The 16,358-nt window shown below is 71.7% G+C and carries 12 protein-coding genes and 1 rRNA gene; 1 reads left to right on the top strand and 12 read right to left on the bottom strand.

Annotated features, from left to right (window positions below; translation table 11 throughout):
- The 10 genes from AC2TEW_RS30780 to AC2TEW_RS30735 form a co-directional block, all read right to left on the bottom strand.
- A 16S ribosomal RNA gene (locus AC2TEW_RS30780) occupies positions 1–120 on the bottom strand; the annotation flags it as partial.
- 760 nt (positions 121–880) lie between these two features.
- The gene (locus AC2TEW_RS30775; RefSeq protein WP_484626617.1) at positions 881–2,404 is read right to left on the bottom strand and encodes a CoA-acylating methylmalonate-semialdehyde dehydrogenase; all 1,524 of its coding nucleotides are present in this window, start codon (positions 2,402–2,404) and stop codon (positions 881–883) included.
- A gap of 170 nt (positions 2,405–2,574) precedes the next feature.
- Positions 2,575–3,324: a hypothetical protein gene (locus AC2TEW_RS30770; protein ID WP_484626616.1), complete on the bottom strand. Its 750-nt coding sequence runs from the start codon at positions 3,322–3,324 to the stop codon at positions 2,575–2,577.
- A 91-nt stretch (positions 3,325–3,415) separates the two neighbouring features.
- Positions 3,416–3,913: a hypothetical protein gene (locus AC2TEW_RS30765; RefSeq protein ID WP_484626615.1), complete on the bottom strand. Its 498-nt coding sequence runs from the start codon at positions 3,911–3,913 to the stop codon at positions 3,416–3,418.
- Positions 3,914–4,262: 349 nt separating this feature from the next.
- Positions 4,263–5,657 carry an NAD(P)/FAD-dependent oxidoreductase gene (locus AC2TEW_RS30760; protein WP_484626614.1) on the bottom strand — a complete coding sequence of 465 codons (1,395 nt, stop codon included), beginning with the start codon at positions 5,655–5,657 and terminating at the stop codon, positions 4,263–4,265.
- A 60-nt stretch (positions 5,658–5,717) separates the two neighbouring features.
- On the bottom strand, positions 5,718–6,521 hold the full coding sequence (locus AC2TEW_RS30755) for an ABC transporter permease (protein WP_199520421.1): 804 nt from the start codon (positions 6,519–6,521) through the stop codon (positions 5,718–5,720).
- Positions 6,521–7,450: an ABC transporter permease gene (locus AC2TEW_RS30750; RefSeq protein ID WP_484626613.1), complete on the bottom strand. Its 930-nt coding sequence runs from the start codon at positions 7,448–7,450 to the stop codon at positions 6,521–6,523. The genes AC2TEW_RS30755 and AC2TEW_RS30750 overlap by 1 nt, the downstream gene beginning before the upstream one ends.
- On the bottom strand, positions 7,447–8,592 hold the full coding sequence (locus tag AC2TEW_RS30745; RefSeq protein ID WP_484626612.1) for an ABC transporter ATP-binding protein: 1,146 nt from the start codon (positions 8,590–8,592) through the stop codon (positions 7,447–7,449). Before AC2TEW_RS30745 ends, AC2TEW_RS30750 begins: the two co-directional genes overlap by 4 nt.
- Positions 8,593–8,642: 50 nt before the next feature.
- Complete coding sequence (locus tag AC2TEW_RS30740; protein WP_484626611.1) at positions 8,643–9,890, bottom strand: polyamine ABC transporter substrate-binding protein; 1,248 nt, start codon at positions 9,888–9,890, stop codon at positions 8,643–8,645.
- 44 nt (positions 9,891–9,934) lie between these two features.
- Positions 9,935–11,452 (bottom strand): gamma-aminobutyraldehyde dehydrogenase, encoded by a 1,518-nt coding sequence (locus tag AC2TEW_RS30735; protein WP_484626610.1) that lies wholly within the window; start codon positions 11,450–11,452, stop codon positions 9,935–9,937.
- A 475-nt stretch (positions 11,453–11,927) separates the two neighbouring features.
- Here AC2TEW_RS30735 and AC2TEW_RS30730 point away from each other — a divergent pair, with 475 nt between their 5' ends.
- Positions 11,928–13,583 carry a PucR family transcriptional regulator gene (locus AC2TEW_RS30730; RefSeq protein WP_484626609.1) on the top strand — a complete coding sequence of 552 codons (1,656 nt, stop codon included), beginning with the start codon at positions 11,928–11,930 and terminating at the stop codon, positions 13,581–13,583.
- A 27-nt stretch (positions 13,584–13,610) separates the two neighbouring features.
- Here AC2TEW_RS30730 and AC2TEW_RS30725 read toward each other — a convergent pair whose 3' ends face one another.
- A complete protein-coding gene (locus AC2TEW_RS30725; RefSeq protein ID WP_484626608.1) occupies positions 13,611–14,777 on the bottom strand; it encodes a polyamine ABC transporter substrate-binding protein in 1,167 nt (388 codons plus the stop codon).
- Between the two features lie 72 nt (positions 14,778–14,849).
- Positions 14,850–16,208: an aspartate aminotransferase family protein gene (locus AC2TEW_RS30720; RefSeq protein WP_033822803.1), complete on the bottom strand. Its 1,359-nt coding sequence runs from the start codon at positions 16,206–16,208 to the stop codon at positions 14,850–14,852.
- Between the last annotated feature and the right edge of the window lie 150 nt (positions 16,209–16,358).

The raw sequence follows: 16,358 nt of genomic DNA, 5'->3' as shown, positions 1-16,358 counted from the left end.
TTCCCACGTGTTACTCACCCGTTCGCCACTGATCCACCCCGAAGGGCTTCACCGTTCGACTTGCATGTGTTAAGCACGCCGCCAGCGTTCGTCCTGAGCCAGGATCAAACTCTCCGTGAATGTCTGCCGGTAATCCGGCCTACACCCGCGTTGAGCGGCACGGCAACCACCGGAATAGGGCGGCCCCGCGCACTGCGTCCTCGCTAGTGTTTTGTTACTAAAGGAATCTCCAACCGATCCGAACGGACCGGCCGGGGATGTCAACATATCTGGCGTTGACTTTTGGCACGCTGTTGAGTTCTCAAGGAACGGACGCTTCCTTCGGACCGCCTTCCAGCGGGCCCTCCGGGCGCTTCGTTCTTTCGTGATTCCCAGCCTAGCAGATGTTTTCCGCTCCGTTTTCCGGAGTTTCACTCACCCGACCTGGCCGGTCTTCGTGTTTCCAGCTTATCAGACGTTTTCCGCTCCGTTTCCGGGGCTTCCTGGTCCAACTCGCCTTCCGCCGGCCCGACCTGACGGCCTGTCCGACGTTTCAAACCTTAGCCGATCGACGCTCCGAAAAGCGAATCCGGCCGCAATCCATAAAAGCGCGCACGTCAATTCACGCCGGGCGCGAAAGAGCGCACCCAGCCGAATGGGAAGTGGTGTTTCAAGGGATTGGCCGCTCCGGGACCGTCCGCGTAGACACGTGTCCGGTGCTCCCAGCCGAGCGACTAGGAAACACTACGCCCCCGGTGCGGCAGATGCAAACATCCGCCGACACGTCCGAGGGCCGCCCGGCGTCCGCGCCGCCGGGGGGAACGGCGCGGCGGGCCGGGCGGCCCTCAGGTGCTGCTGGTCAGGAGCTGACCTCGAGATCAGGCGCTGACCGGGAGTCGAATCAGGAGTTGGTGGGGAAGCCCAGGTTGATGCCGCCGTGCGACGGGTCGAGCCAACGCTGGGTGACGACCTTGCCGCGGGTGAAGAACTGGACGCCGTCGGGGCCGTAGGCGTGGGCGTCGCCGAAGAGCGAGGACTTCCAGCCGCCGAAGGAGTAGTAGGCCACCGGGACCGGGATCGGCACGTTGATGCCGACCATGCCGACCTCGATCTCGTTCTGGAAGCGCCGGGCCGCGCCGCCGTCGTTGGTGAAGATCGCGGTGCCGTTGCCGTAGGGGTTGGAGTTGATGAGCTCCACGCCCTCCTCGTAGGAGGCGACCCGGACGACCGAGAGCACCGGGCCGAAGATCTCGTCGTTGTAGACGGACATGCCGGGCTTGACGTGGTCGAAGAGGGTCGGGCCCAGCCAGAAGCCGTCGGTGGTCGGGGCGCCGCTGACGTCCTCGGCGGCGATCGGGTGCTTTCGGCCGTCGACCGCCAGCTCCGCACCGTCGGCGACACCGGACTCCACGTAGGAGGTGACCTTGTCGCGGTGCTGGCCGGTGACCAGCGGACCCATCTCGGAGTCGCCGTTGCAGCCGGGGCCGACCTTCAGGGTGGCCATCCGGGACTTGATCTTCTCCACCAGCTCGTCGCCGATCGGGTCGACCGCGACCAGGACGGAGACGGCCATGCAGCGCTCGCCGGCCGCGCCGAAGCCCGCGTTGATCGCGGCGTCCGCGCTGAGGTCCAGGTCGGCGTCGGGCAGCACCAGCATGTGGTTCTTCGCGCCGCCGAGGGCCTGCACGCGCTTGCCGTACCGGGTGCCGGTCTCGTAGACGTAGCGGGCGATCGGGGTCGAGCCGACGAAGCTGACGGACTTGACGTCCGGGTGCTCCAGCAGGCGGTCGACCGCGACCTTGTCGCCGTGCACGACGTTGAAGACGCCGTCCGGCAGGCCGGCCTCCTTCCACAGCTCGGCCAGGAAGTTGGCGGCGGACGGGTCCTTCTCGGACGGCTTGAGTACGACGGTGTTGCCGGTGGCGATGGCGATCGGGAAGAACCACATCGGGACCATGGCCGGGAAGTTGAACGGCGAGATGATCGCGACCGGGCCGAGCGGCTGCCGGATCGAGTAGACGTCGATGCCGGTGGAGGCCTGCTCGGTGAAGCCGCCCTTGCCGAGCTGGGCGATCCCGCAGGCGTACTCCACGACCTCCTGGCCGCGGGCCAGCTCGCCGAGGGCGTCCGAGTGCACCTTGCCGTGCTCGGAGACGATGATCGCGGCCAGCTCGTCCTTGCGGGCGTTGAACAGCTCGCGGAAGTTGAAGAGCACCTGGGTCCGCTTGGCCACCGAGGCCGTGCGCCACTCGGCGAAGGCCGCCGACGCGGCGGCCACGGCCTGGTCGACCTCGGCGATCTCCGCGAAGTCGACCTGTCCCGCGACCTGCCCGGTGGCCGGGTCGAAGATGTCGCCGCGCCGGGGCGCGGAGCCGGCGGTGGCGACGGGGGCGCCGCCGATCCAGTGGGTGATGTGCTTGCTCAAGGTCTTCTGCCTCCGAAGTCCGTACGGCGCAGCGCCGCCGGTACCGTGCCGGCACCACCCGGACGAGGGACCGGGCGGCGGGAACACGGGGCTCCCGCGCTCAGCATCCAGTCTGGTGACCGCGGGGGCCCGTCTCAACGAGCAGCGTGACGGGGAACGGAGATTCACCCTTACAGGTCGTCGGGCCCCCGGTCCTCTGGGCCCCGGTCCTCGGGGCCGTCCGCCGCGGGGCCGGTCCCGGACAGGTCGGTCCCGGGCTCGTCGGTCTCCTCCAGGTAGGGGTCGTGCAGGCCGTCGGGGAGTTCGAGGGTCTCCATCAGGTCCAGGCGCAGGTCCTGGGCCCAGAGCTGGGCCCAGGCCTGGGTGTGCGGGTGGCCAGGTCCGGACAGCTCGGCGGCGGCTTCGAGGCGGTCGGCGAGGACCGCGGGCTGGAAGTCCTCGTCCAGGGCGGCGGCCAGGGCGAGCAGCTCGCCCGGACGGAAGCGGTCGGCGAGGGCGTGGACGGCTCGCAGGTCGGCGGGCAGCGCGCGGTCGCAGAGGTCGAGGACGGCGAGGCCCGCCGCGTCGGCCAGGGCGGTCACCGGAACGGGCGCGTCCAGCAGCAGGGGCGGGTGGCGCAGCGGTTCCCGGCGCAGTTCGATCGGGCCGCTCGCCGTGGAGAGCTGGATCCGCCGTGGGGTGCCGGGCTCCTCGCGGACGGTGTGTCCGGCCGCACGGAGGGTCTCGGCGAGGCCGACGGCGAGTTCGGACAGCGGCGGTCCCTCCGCGGTGATCAGGACCAGGCCGGTCGGGCGGCCGACCGGCAGGCCGTGGGCGTGCAGGGCCTCGGTGCCGGCCAGCGCGAGGGCGTGCCGCAGGCAGTACGGCTGCGCGGTCTCCAGCAGTCTGAGGGTCTCCTCGGTGAGCAGGCTCGGCGTCATGCGCCAAGTCTCCCGCCCCGGGGAGCGCGGCGCAGCGGCTGTTCGGGGCGGACGCGCCCGGGGCGCGGGTGTCTCCGGGGACCGGAGCGCCTCAGCCGGCCGGGCGGCTGTCGGCGGCGGGGCACAGTCGGGGGCGGTGGCAGCGGGCTGCGGCGTCGTGCAGCGCGAGTTCGAGCAGGGCCGGGTCGACCAGGCGGCCGGAGCCGTCCGGGGGGACCAGCCAGTGCCGGGCGGGGCGTGGTCGGGCGGGGTGCGGGAGGGCCGTCCAGAGCCCGGGTCCGGCGACCTTGACGCCGGTGCCGAACCACCGGGACGCGGTGCCGACGGGGACGAGGAAGCCGGTCCGGCCGGTGTGGGTGAGGACCGGGCCGCGGCCGGGGGTGCGGTGCAGGTCGTCGAGCCGGTGCAGGACGTCGAGGGCGGGCCGGCCGAGCGCGTCGGGGACGGAGAGCAGGTCCCAGCGGCGGCCGGCGGGGACCAGCAGGGTGGCGGCGGCGGAGCAGGTCCAGTGCCGGTGGCTGTGGTCGGGGTCGGGGGTGGCGGCGGCGAGCCACCGGAGTGCGGTGTCGTGGGGGTGGCCGGGTGTCATGGTGTGTCCTCCGCTCGGTGGGCTTCCCCTCGGGAGAGCCCGGCCCGGGGCGGCTCTTACACGGGTCCGTGCACCCGGATCCGCGGGCGGACGTGGCGCGCGGACGTGGTGGGCGGGCGGCCGGCCTGACCGGGCCGCGCGGTCCGGGCGGACGTGGTGCGCGGCCCGGGCGGTCCGGTCAGGTCAGGTCAGGTCCGGTCAGGTCCGGGCGGGGAGGAGCAGAGCGGGGGCGCACCCGGAGTCGGGTGCGCCCCCGGTCGAGCGGGACGGGTGCGGGACGGGCCCGCGGGGTGGCCCGGACCAGTGGCCCGGACCGGTGGCCGGACCGGTGGCCGGGCCGGTGGCCGGATCAGCTGTCGAAGCCGAGTCCGAGCCGGTCGAGCGTGCGCAGCCAGAGGTTGCGGTGGCCGCCGTTGCGGTCGGCCCGGTCGAGCGACCACTTGGTGATCTCGATCCCGGCCCAGCGGACGGGCTCGGGCGGGAACGGCAGCGGCTTGCTGCGGACCATCTCCAGGGAGGTGCGTTCGGTCATCCGGCCGTCCAGCAGGTCGAGCATCACCTCGGCGCCGTAGCGGGTGGCGCCGACGCCGAGGCCGGTGAAGCCGGCGGCGTAGGCGACCCGGCCGCGGTAGGCGGTGTCGAAGAAGGCCGAGAACCGGGTGCAGGTGTCGATCGCGCCGCCCCACGCGTTGGTGAAGCGCACGCCCTCCAGCTGCGGGAAGGTCTCGAAGAACTGCCGGGCGAGGGTGCGGAAGGTCTCCGGGCGCTGGTCGTACTCGGCGCGCACCCTGCCGCCGAAGTTGTAGATCGCGTCGTAGCCGCCCCACAGGATGCGGTTGTCGGCGGAGAGCCGGAAGTAGTGGAACTGGTTGGCGCTGTCGCCGAGGCCCTGGCGGCCCTGCCAGCCGATCGCGGCCATCTGCCGGTCCGTGAGCGGCTCGGTCATCAGCGCGTAGTCGTACACCGGGGCGATGTACGGGCGGACCCGCTTGACCAGGGACGGGAAGACGTTGGTGCCGAGGGCGACCTTGCGGGCGAGGACCCGGCCGTAGGGGGTCTTCACGGCCATGCCGCTGCCGTGCTCGGCGAGGCCGGTGGCGCGGGTGCGCTCGAAGATCCGTACGCCCTGGGCGAGGCAGGCGGCCTTCAGGCCCCAGGCCAGCTTGGCCGGGTGGAGCATGGCCACCCCGTCCTTGTCCCAGATGCCGCCGAGGAAGGTCGGTGAGTCGACCTCGCGGCGCAGCTGGTCGGCGTCCAGGACGGTGACGTCCATGCCGTACTCGGCGACGGCCTCGGCGACCTCGTGGAGTTCGGCGAGCTGGTGGGGTTCGGTGGCGACGTCGATCTCGCCGGTGCGCTCCCACTCGCAGTCGATGCCGTAGCGCTTGAGGCTGTCCTCCATGGCCTGGAGGTTGGCCGCGCCCTGGCGTTCCAGCTCGGCCAGCTCGCCCGGCCAGCGCTGGAGGCCGTTGCCGAAGCCGTGGGTGAGGCTGGCCGCGCAGAATCCGCCGTTGCGTCCGGAGGCCGCCCAGCCGACCTCGTGGCCCTCGACCAGGACGACGTCCAGTGAGGGGTCGCGCTCCTTGGCAATCAGCGCGGTCCACAGGCCGCTGTAGCCGCCGCCGACCACCAGCAGGTCGCACCTGACGTCGCCGACCAGCGCGGGCAGTGCCTCGGGCCGACCCGGGTCCTCCAGCCAGAACGGGGTGGGCCTGGCGTCACTGAGTGCACGGGCGGAGTCCATGCTCTATCAGCTACTTTCTGGTCGTCGATAGGTGGTGCGCGGACCTGACGGGTCGTGGTGTCAGGCGCGCGCCTTTCGCCGGTTGCCGATCGTCTGGCCGACGACGGTCAGCACCACCGCGGCGAGGAACATCGCGGTACCGATCACATTGACCTGGACCGGGATGCCGCGCTGGGAGGCGCCCCAGACGAACATCGGGAAGGTGACCGTGGTCGGTCCCGAGTTGAACTGGGTGATGATGAAGTCGTCGAACGAGAGCGCGAAGCTGAGCAGCGCGCCGGCGGCGATGCCGGGGGCGGCGAGCGGCAGGGTGATCCGCAGGAAGGTCTGCACCGGGGTGGCGTAGAGGTCCTGGGCGGCCTGTTCGAGCCGGGGGTCCATGCTCATCACGCGGGCCTTGACGGCGGTCACCACGAAGCTGAGGCAGAACATGATGTGCGCGATCAGGATGGTGGTGAAGCCGAACGGGATGCGCATGTTGAGGAAGAGGGTGCCGAGCGAGGCGGCCATCACCACCTCGGGCATGGCCATCGGCAGGAAGATCAGCGCGGTGGTGGCGGCCCGGCCGCTGAACCGGTAGCGGGCGAGTGCGAAGGCGACCATGGTGCCGAGCACGGTGGCGCCGAGGGTGGCCAGGGCGGCGATCTTCAGGCTGAGGGTGAGCGAGCCGCACATGTCGGCGACGCCGCAGGGGTCGGTCCAGGCGTCGGTGGAGAACTGCTGCCACTCGTAGTTGAACTTGCCCGCGGGCTTGTTGAACGAGAAGGCGAGCACCACCAGGTTCGGCAGGACCAGGTAGGCGAGGGCGATGATGCCGGCCAGGACCACGAGGTTCCGGCGGACCCATCCGATCAGTCGGGTCATCAGACCAGGTCCTCCGTTCCGGCCTTCTTCATGTAGACCGTCACCATCCCCAGGATCAGGGCCATCAGGATGAAACTCAGCGCTGCCGCTGTCGGGTAGTCGAGCACGTTCAGGAACTGCTTCTGGATGCCGTTGCCGACCATCTGCTCGCTCGGCGAGCCGAGCAGCTGGGCGTTGATGTAGTCGCCGGAGGCGGGGATGAAGGTCAGCAGGGTGCCGGCCACCACACCGGGCAGCGAGATCGGGAAGGTGACCTTGCGGAAGGTGGTGAACGGGCGGGCGTACAGGTCGCCGGCCGCCTCGTGCAGGCGCGGGTCGATCCGCTCCAGCGAGGTGTACAGCGGCAGGATCATGAACGGCAGGAAGTTGTAGGTCAGGCCGCAGACCACCGCGAGCGGGGTGGCCAGCACCCGGTGCCCGGAGGTCAGGCCGAGCGCGTCGCTGATGTCCAGCAGGTGCAGCGTGTTGAGTGCGCCCACCACCACCCCGCCGTCGGACAGGATGGTCTTCCAGGCCAGCGTGCGGATCAGGAAGCTGGTGAAGAACGGCGCGATCACCAGGATCAGGATGACGTTGCGCCAGCGCTTGCTCGCCTTGAAGGCGATGGTGTACGCGAGCGGGTAGCCGATCGCCAGGCAGAGCACGGTCGCGGTGGCGGCGTACGAGAACGAGCGGACGAAGTGCCACTTGTACTCGACCAGGGCGTCCCAGTAGGTGGCGAAGTGCCAGGTGACCTTGAAGCCTTCTTCGAGCGAGCCGGTCTGCAGGGAGGTGGAGCCCTGGTAGACCATCGGCACCGCGAAGAAGACCACCAGCCAGGCGATGCCGGGCAGCAGCAGCCAGTACGGGGTGAGCTTGCGGCGGGGGCGCTTCGCCGGCGCCGTGAGGGGGACGACCTCGGGGGGTGCGGCCTCGGTGGTGGTGGTCACGCGGCCTCCTCCCCGGTGCCGGCGTCGATCGCCTGGGTGGCGTCCATGCCGAAGGAGTGGGCCGGGTTCCAGTGCAGGACGACCGGCGCGCCGGCGGCTATCCGGACGTCGCGGTCCATGTTCTGCTCGAAGACGGCGAGTTCCTGGCCGGTCTCGGCGCGCACCACGTACTGGGTGGAGACGCCGATGAAGCTGGAGTCGACCACCGTGCCGGCCACCCGGTTGCGGCCCTCGGCCACCTCGGTGCCGGCGTGCGCGATGGTGATCTTCTCGGGGCGCACCCCGAGGTGGACCCGGGTCGCCTCGGTGGAACAGCGGGCCTTCGGCAGCGCGAGCCGCACCCCGGAGGCGCTGAGCTGGAGGTCGTCGCCCGAGCGGCCGGTGACCTCGGCGGGGATCAGGTTGGACTGGCCGAGGAAGTTGGCCACGAAGGTGGTGGCCGGGTTCTCGTACAGGTCGGCGGGGGCGCCGAGCTGCTCGATCCGGCCGCCGTTCATCACCGCGATGGTGTCGGCCATGGTCATGGCCTCCTCCTGGTCGTGGGTGACGTGGACGAAGGTGATGCCGACCTCGGTCTGGATCCGCTTGAGCTCCAGCTGCATCTGGCGGCGCAGCTTGAGGTCGAGGGCGCCGAGCGGCTCGTCCAGCAGCAGCACCTGGGGGTGGTTGATCAGCGCGCGGGCGACCGCGACGCGCTGCTGCTGGCCGCCGGAGAGCTGGTGCGGCTTGCGCCGGGCCATCGCGCCGAGCTCGACCAGCTCCAGCATCTCCTCGACCTGCTTGCGGACGTCCTTCTTGCCGCGGCGGCGCAGGCCGAAGGCGACGTTCTCGAAGATGTCGAGGTGCGGGAAGAGCGCGTAGCTCTGGAAGACGGTGTTCACCGGGCGCCGGTACGGCGGCAGTGCGGTGACGTCCTGGCCGCCGATCAGGACGGTGCCGCTGCTGGGCTCCTCCAGGCCGGCGATCATGCGCAGGGTGGTGGTCTTGCCGCAGCCGGAGGCGCCGAGCAGGGCGAAGAACGAGCCCTGCGGCACGGTGAGGTCGAGCGGGTGGACGGCGGTGGAGGCGCCGTAGGTCTTGCTGATGCCGGTGAGGCGAACGTCTCCGCCGGCGGCCGCGGTGTCGCGCAGCTGCTCCGTCATGGTGTCCCTCTGTCAGATGCCGTACTGGTGCCGGATGGCCGGTCGGGGGGTCAGGCGCCGATCAACTTGGAGAACTTGTCCTCGAAGTCGGTCTCCTCGGCCTCGGTGAGGCTGCGGAAGGCGTGCACCTTGGCGGCCATCTCCGGGGTGGGGATGACCAGCGGGTTGGCCGCCGTGTCCGGGTCGAGCGCGGCGAGCTCGGCCTGGACGCCGGTGACCGGGGACACGTAGCCGATCCCGGCGGTCAGTTCGGCCGCGACCTTCGGCCGGTAGTAGAAGTCGATCAGCAGTTCGGCGTTCTTCTTGTGCTGGGCCTTGGCCGGGACCAGCATGTTGTCGGTCGAGGCGACGTAGCCGTGGTCCGGGATGACGAACTCGATGTCGGGGTTGTCGGCGCGCAGCTGGATCAGGTCGCCGCCCCAGGCGACGCAGGCCGCGATGTCGCCGGAGGACAGCTCCTGGCCGTAGTCGTTGCCGGTGAACTTGCGGATCTGCTTGCTGTCGACGGCCTTCTGCAGCCGGTGGATGGCCGCGTCGTAGTCGTCGGCGGTGAACTTCGCCGGGTCCTTGCCCATCTCCAGCAGCACCATCCCGACCGTGTCGCGCATCTCCGACAGGAAGGTGACCCGGCCCTTGAGCTCGGGGTCGTCCAGCAGCTGGGTGACGCTGGTGACCGGCTTCCCGCCGGTGGCCTTCTTGTTGTAGGCGACCACCACCTGGATGCCGGCCCAGGGGTAGGAGTACTGCCGGTTGGGGTCCCAGTCCGGGGTCCGCAGGCGGTCCTCGATGTTGGTGACGGCGTTGGTGAGGTTGGCGGGGTCGAGCCTCTGCACCCAGCCGAGCCGGATCAGCCGGGCGGCCATCCAGTCGGTGAGCACCATCAGGTCGCGGCCGGTGTCCTGGCCGGACGCCAGCTGCGGCTTGACCTTGCCGAAGAACTCGACGTTGTCGTTGACGTCCTCGGTGTAGCGGACCTTGATGCCGGTGGCCGCCTCGAACTCGTCGAGGGTGGCGTGCTTCTGCTCGTCCTGGGCGTCCACGTCGATGTAGAGCGGCCAGTTGGAGAAGTTCACCACCTTCTCCTCGTCGGAGTGGTCCGGGGCGGCAACCGCGTCACCGGTGGCGGAACTCCTGGCCGGCGGGATGCCGCAGGCCGCGAGAGTGCCGGCGCCGGCCGCGACCGCGCCGGCCTGCAGCAGGGCGCGACGGCTCAGCGCGGCCCGGCCGCTGGTCAGACTGCGTTCCCAGGCCTTGCGGACCGGCTCCGGCAGACTGCCGGTGATCTCGTTGAGTTCCATGCGGGGACACCCTCCTGGGGGAAGAGGACGGGAGACGACGGGGGTTATCTGTCTCCGAAGATCGTGCGGTGCCAGTCCTTGCGGGCGACCGCCGTGGTGTCGAACATGACGTGCTTGACCTGCGTGTACTCGTCGAGCGAGTACTGCGACATGTCCTTGCCGTAGCCGGAGGACTTGTAGCCGCCGTGGGGCATCTCGCTGATGATCGGGATATGGTCGTTGACCCACACGCACCCGGCGGCGATCTCCCGGGTGGCGCGCAGCGAGCGGTGCACGTTGGTGGTCCAGGCGGAGGCCGCCAGGCCGTACGGGGTGTCGTTGGCCAGCCGCAGGCCCTCGTCGTCGCCGTCGAAGGGCAGCACGGTCAGCACCGGGCCGAAGATCTCGCCCTGCACCACCTCGCTGTCCTGGGCGACGCCGGTGATCAGGGTCGGCAGGTAGTAGGCGCCGCGGGTCAGGTCGGTGCCGTCGTGGCCGGTCTCCGGGGCCCGGCCGCCGGTCACCACGGTGGCGCCGTACGCCCGGGCGCGCTCGACGAAGCCGGCCACCCGGTCCCGGTGGGTGAAGGAGACCAGCGGGCCGAGGTCGGTCCGCGGGTTGAGCGGGTCGCCGAGCCGGACCGCGGCGAACAGGTCGGCCACCCCGGCGACGAACGCGTCGTACAGCGGGCGCTGGACGTAGGCGCGGGTGGCGGCGGTGCAGTCCTGGCCGCTGTTGATCAGCGAGGCGGCGACCGCGCCGTGCACGGCGGCCTCCAGGTCCGCGTCGTCGAAGACCACGAACGGCGCCTTGCCGCCGAGCTCGAGGTGGGTGCGCTTGACGGTGGCGGTGGCCAGTTCGGCGACCCGCTTGCCGACCGGGGTGGAGCCGGTGAAGGAGACCATCGCGACGTCGGGGTGCGAGATCAGGTGCTCGCCGGCCGGGCGGCCGGCGCCGGTCACCACGTTGACCACGCCGTCGGGGATGCCCGCCTCGGTGCAGGCGCGGGCGAACATCAGCGAGGTCAGCGGGGTCAGCTCGGCGGGCTTGAGAACGATGGTGTTGCCGGCCGCGACGGCCGGCAGGATCTTCCAGGCGGCCATCTGCAGCGGGTAGTTCCACGGGGAGATGGAGCCGACCACGCCGATCGCCTCGCGGCGCACGTACGAGGTGTGGTCGCCGGAGTACTCGCCGGCGGCCTTGCCCTCCAGGCTGCGGGCGGCGCCGGCGAAGAAGGCGGTGTTGTCGACCGTGCCGGGGACGTCGAACTCGGTGGACAGCTTGATCGGCTTGCCGGTCTGCGCGGTCTCCACCCGGGCGAAGTCCTCGGCCCGGTCGGCGAGGATCGCCGCCAGCTTCAGCAGCGCCTCGCTGCGGGCGCCCGGGGTGGCGCCCGACCACTCGGGGAGGGCGGCCTTCGCGGCCGCGACCGCGGTGTCGACGTCGGCGGTGGAGGCGAGCGTGACCTGCTGCACGACGCTGCCGTCGGCGGGGTTGACGACCTGGAAGGGGTCGCCGCCGGTGGCCTCGGTCAGCCGGCCCGCGATGTACTGCGCGCCCGCGCTGAAGTCGGTCAGGTCCATCAGTTCCTCCAGGTGCCCGGTGAGTTCGACGGCAGCGGCGTGGGGGTGCCGCTGCCGTCATGCTGCACGCGACCGCGGGTCGCATCCGGTACTGCGCGGGGCGCGGCTGGTCGAGTCGCGGTAGCAGCAACGGTCGGCCCGCGAGGTCCGATCGCCGGGATTGCGCGATCCTGACAGGCGCGGTCGGTGGCCACAAGGGATTCCGCTGTTGCCATCTGGTTACGCGACGGATTCCGGCGGAGTGGGCCGCAGTGCGCCACTGCCGACCCGCTGACGATGCCCGTTCCGGCGACCGGGTGACAAGGGTCACTGCGACAGGGCGGGCGCCGAGCGCCTTACAGGGTGCAAGGCTGGATCGGGGTGACAAGCCGTCGGGGAGATGGATGATTTACCTGACACTGTGATCGGCGCCGCTGCCGGTCACCGGCAGCCCGGCCAGGGCCGGGCCAGACCACCGCAGCGCAGGAGGACCGCGATGCTCCCCACCGTCGCCCGGGTGCTCGACCTGGACGTGATGCGGCGCGGCCTGCCCCAGGTGGTGGCCGGCGCCGAGCACCTGGAGCGCCCGGTCCGCTGGGTGCACGTCAGCGAACTGCCCGACGTGGCCGGCGTGCTGCAGGGCGGCGAGCTGGTGCTCTCCACCGGCATCGCGCTGCCGGAGGACCGCGAGGGCCTGGCCCGGTACGTCCGCGAGCTGGCCGAGGTCGGGGTCGCCGGCCTGGTCATCGAGTTCGGGCGGCGCTACTTCGACTCGCTGCCGCGCGCCCTGGTGCACGCCGCCGAACAGCGCGGACTGCCGCTGATCGTGCTCCGCCGGGAACTGCGCTTCGTCGCCGTCACCGAGGCCGTGCACGCGCTGGTGGTCAACGCCCAGCTGGAGCAGCTGCGCACCTCGGAGGCGGTGCACCAGATCTTCAACGAGCTGGCCACCGAGGGCGCCGAGCCCGCCGAGGTGGTCCGGCAGGTGGCGCAGCTGGCCGGGGCGCCGGTGGTGCTGGAGAACCTGGCCCACCAGGTGCTGGCGCACGATCCGGCGGGCCGCCCGGAGGCCGAGCTGCTGGAGGGCTGGGAGCGCCGCTCGCGCGGGGTCCGGCCGCCGGGCCGGACCGGCCACGACCCGCGCAGCGGCTGGCTGGTCACCACGGTCGGCGCGCGCGGCCAGGACTGGGGCCGGCTGGTGCTGGTGGACGAGCCCGGCCCGCTGCCCGAGGGCGTCCCGCACCGGCACACCATGATGCTGGAGCGCGGTGCGGCCACCCTGGCGCTCAACCGGCTGGTGGTGCGCGACCGCGAGTCGCTGGAGCGGCAGACCCACCGCACCCTGCTGTCGGGGATCCTCACCCATGCGCTGACCGTCTCCGAGGTGACCCTGCGGGCCCAGGCGCTGGGCGTGCCGCTGGAGAGCCGGCGGCTGGTCGGGGTGGTGCTGCGGCGGCGGCAGGGCCCGATCCCGGCGGCGCTGGAGGCACAGGCCCGGCTGCGCGACTTCACCGAGCTCGCGGCCACCGCGATCCGCACCGCGCGGCTGTCCGCGCTGGTCGGGGCGTTCGACGACGAAGGGGTGGGCCTGCTGGTCGCGCTCGGCTCGCAGGCCGACGAGCACGCCGCGCTGGAGGCGTTCGCCGCCGCGCTGCGCAAGCTGCTGGCCGAGGCGGCCCGCGATCCGGCCGTGCCGGCGCCCCAGCCGGTGATAGCGGTGGGCTCGTCGGTCGGCTCGGTCCGCGACGCCCGGCGGACCCTGCTGGAGGCGACCCAGGTCGCGGACGCCGCCATGCACGACGCGCCGGGCGGGCGGGCCGCCGCCTACTACCGGCTGCCGGACGTCCGGCTGCGCGGTCTGCTGCACCTGCTGCGCGACGACGAGCGGCTGCAGACGTACGTGGAGCGCGAGCTCGGGCCGCTGCTGGCGTACGACGCGGAGCACGGCGGGCAGCTGGTCCGGATGCTGCGGATCTACCTGGAGCAGGGCCGCAACAAGTCGGCGGCGGCCGACGCGGCGCACCTGTCCCGGCCGTCGTTCTACGACCGGCTGCACAAGGTCGAGCGGATCCTGGGGGTCGACCTGGACCAGGTGGAGTCCTGTCTGTCGCTGCACGTGGCGCTGCTGGCGCTGGACGCGGTGCGCCGCTGACCGCCGGCCGGCGGCGCACCGGGTGCCTCACACCCCGGCGACCTGGCCCCACACCTGGTGGAACTCCGGCCGCTCGGCCGGAGTGACGTCGCGCATGGTGTGCAGCCGGGCCCGCATCTCGTCGGTGGGGAAGATCAGCGGCTCCTCGGCGAGCGCGGCCGTCTCCTCGTCCGAGCTGCCGGCCAGCACCTCGCGGGCGGCCGGCACCGGGCAGATGTACTGGACGAAGGCGGCGAGCTCGGCGGCCACCTCGGGCTGGTAGTAGTAGTCGATCAGCCGCTCGGCGTTGCGCTTGTGGGCGGCCCGGTCCGGGACCATCAGGCTCTCGGACCACAGTTCGCCGCCCTCCTCGGGGACCACGAACTCGATGTCGGGGTTCTCGGCGCGCAGCTGGATCGCGTCGCCGGAGTACGCCTGGCAGGCGACGGCCGCGCCGGAGGCCAGGTCGCTGGTGTAGTCGTTGCCGGTGAAGCGGCGGATGTGGCGGCTGTCGACGAGCTTCTGCACCTGGGCCATCGCGCGGTGCGCGTCGTCGGCGGTGAAGGCGGAGATGTCGGCGCCCTGGGCGAGCATCAGCAGGCCGAGCGCCTCGTCCATCCCGGCGAACAGGGTGACCCGGCCCTTCAGGTCGGGCGCCCACAGGTCGGCGGTGGTGCGGATCTCGCGACCGAGCGCCTTGCGGTTGTAGGCGATGCCGGTGATGCCGGACTGCCACGGCACGCTGTGGCCGCGGTCGCGGTCGAAGGCGGGGTGGGCGAGCTGCGGGTCCAGGTGCTCGGTGACATTCGGCAGGTTGGCCCGGTCCAGGGCCTGCACCCAGCCGAGCGACACGTAGCGGGCCGCCATCCAGTCGCTGATCACCATCAGGTCGCGGCCGGGGTCGCCGCCCTGGGCCAGCACCGGGCTGACCTTGCCGAAGAACTCGTCGTTGTCGTTGATGTCCTCGCTGTAGGCCACCTCGATCCCGGTCCGCTCGGTGAACGCCTCCAGCGTGGGCCGGTTCCCGGAGTCGTCGACGTCGATGTACTGGGTCCAGTTGGAGAAGACGAGCGCGTTGTCCTGCTCCGAGCGGTCCGGTGCCGCGCGCCGGTCGGCGGGCACGTAGGCGGGGGCGATGCCGCAGGCGGCGAGCGGGCCGAGGCCGAGCAGTCCGGCGGCGCCGATCACGGAGCGGCGGGTGAGCGTGGTGACCATGGGGGAGGTTCTCCAGACATGGGACGGCCCCGGGCAGCGCTGCCCGGGGCCGCGGTGCGGAGTGGGGAGGGGTCAGACGGTGTGCGCGTCGGCCGCGGTGAGCGCCTCGTCGAGGGCGGCGAGGCCCGCCTTGGCCTCTTCCTCGGTGACGGTGCACGGCGGCACCACGTGGAAGCGGTTCATGTTGACGAACGGCCACAGGCCGCGCTGCTTGCAGGCGGCGGCCAGTTCGGCCATCGGCGCGTTGGCGGCGCCCGCCGCGTTGTACGGCACCAGCGGCTCGCGGGTGGTGCGGTCCTTGACCAGGTCGAGCGCCCAGAACACGCCGAGGCCGCGGACCTCGCCGATCGAGGGGTGGCGCTCCGCCAGTTCCCGCAGGCCCGGGCCGAGGACGTGCTCGCCGATGTGCTTGGCGTTCTCCACGATGCCTTCCTCGGCCATCGCGTTGATGGTGGCCACCGCGGAGGCGCAGGCCAGCGGGTGGCCGGAGTAGGTGAGGCCGCCGGGGAAGGGCCGCTCGGCGAAGGTGGCGGCGATCTCGGCCGAGATCGCGACGCCGCCCAGCGGGACGTAGCCGGAGTTGACGCCCTTGGCGAAGGTCAGCAGGTCCGGGGTGATGCCCCAGTGGTCGGCGGCGAACCACTCGCCGGTGCGGCCGAAGCCCGCCATCACCTCGTCGAGGATCAGCACGATGCCGTGGCGGTCGCAGATCTCGCGGACCCCGGCGAGGTAGCCGGCCGGCGGGATCAGGATGCCGGCGGTGCCGACCACGGTCTCCAGGATGATCGCGGCGACGGTGGCCGGGCCCTCGAAGGCGATCACCTGCTCCAGGTGCGCCAGCGCGCGCTCGCACTCCTGCGCCTCGTTCTCGGCGTGGAAGTTGGAGCGGTAGGCGTAGGGGCCCCAGAAGTGGACGATGCCGGAGACGCCGGTCTCGTTGGCCCAGCGGCGCGGGTCGCCGGTCAGGGCGATCGCGTTGGCGGTGGCGCCGTGGTACGAGCGGTAGGTGGAGAGCACCTTCTGCCGGCCGGTGTGCAGCCGGGCCATCCGGATCGCGTTCTCGTTGGCCTCGGCGCCGCCGTTGGTGAAGAAGATCTTGTCGAGGTCCCCGGGGGTGCGCTCGGCGATCAGCCGGGCGGCCTCGCTGCGGGACTCCTGCGCGAAGCCGGGCGCGATGGTGCAGAGCTTCGCCGCCTGCTCCTGGATCGCCGCGACCACCTTGGGGTGCTGGTGGCCGATGTTGGTGTTCACCAGCTGCGAGGAGAAGTCCAGGTAGCGGTTGCCGTCGTAGTCCCAGAAGTAGGAACCCTCGGCGCCGGCCACCGCGAGGGGGTCGATCAGCGCCTGGGCGGACCACGAGTGGAAGACGTGCGCGCGGTCGGCGGCCTTGACGGCCTGCCCGGCAGCCGAGTCAGCAGTGGGGATGCTCATGGGGAAAGCCTAGGGAAGCCCGCCCGCGACCTGCAGATGCATCTTGTCAGGCGGTCGGCGCGTCGGCCGACATCCTGACAGGAGACACCCGGACGGGCGCGGGGGGGAAGAGCCCCCCCCCCCCAAAAAGGGGGGAGGGCTTGGGCAACA

Source organism: Kitasatospora sp. NEAU-CNBT7 (genome assembly GCF_057220535.1).
Note: the sequence above shows the minus strand (reverse complement) of the source record. Positions and strands in the feature narration are given on the sequence as shown.

Bases quoted from the DNA above. Each gene is read 5' to 3' on its own strand.
- AC2TEW_RS30770 (WP_484626616.1), bottom strand. From the start codon at position 3,324: ATGACGCCGAGCCTGCTCACCGAGGAGACCCTCAGACTGCTGGAGACC.
- AC2TEW_RS30765 (WP_484626615.1), bottom strand. From the start codon at position 3,913: ATGACACCCGGCCACCCCCACGACACCGCACTCCGGTGGCTCGCCGCC.
- AC2TEW_RS30760 (WP_484626614.1), bottom strand. From the start codon at position 5,657: ATGGACTCCGCCCGTGCACTCAGTGACGCCAGGCCCACCCCGTTCTGG.
- AC2TEW_RS30755 (WP_199520421.1), bottom strand. From the start codon at position 6,521: ATGACCCGACTGATCGGATGGGTCCGCCGGAACCTCGTGGTCCTGGCC.
- AC2TEW_RS30745 (WP_484626612.1), bottom strand. From the start codon at position 8,592: ATGACGGAGCAGCTGCGCGACACCGCGGCCGCCGGCGGAGACGTTCGC.
- AC2TEW_RS30740 (WP_484626611.1), bottom strand. From the start codon at position 9,890: ATGGAACTCAACGAGATCACCGGCAGTCTGCCGGAGCCGGTCCGCAAG.
- AC2TEW_RS30735 (WP_484626610.1), bottom strand. From the start codon at position 11,452: ATGGACCTGACCGACTTCAGCGCGGGCGCGCAGTACATCGCGGGCCGG.
- AC2TEW_RS30730 (WP_484626609.1), top strand. From the start codon at position 11,928: ATGCTCCCCACCGTCGCCCGGGTGCTCGACCTGGACGTGATGCGGCGC.
- AC2TEW_RS30725 (WP_484626608.1), bottom strand. From the start codon at position 14,777: ATGGTCACCACGCTCACCCGCCGCTCCGTGATCGGCGCCGCCGGACTG.
- AC2TEW_RS30720 (WP_033822803.1), bottom strand. From the start codon at position 16,208: ATGAGCATCCCCACTGCTGACTCGGCTGCCGGGCAGGCCGTCAAGGCC.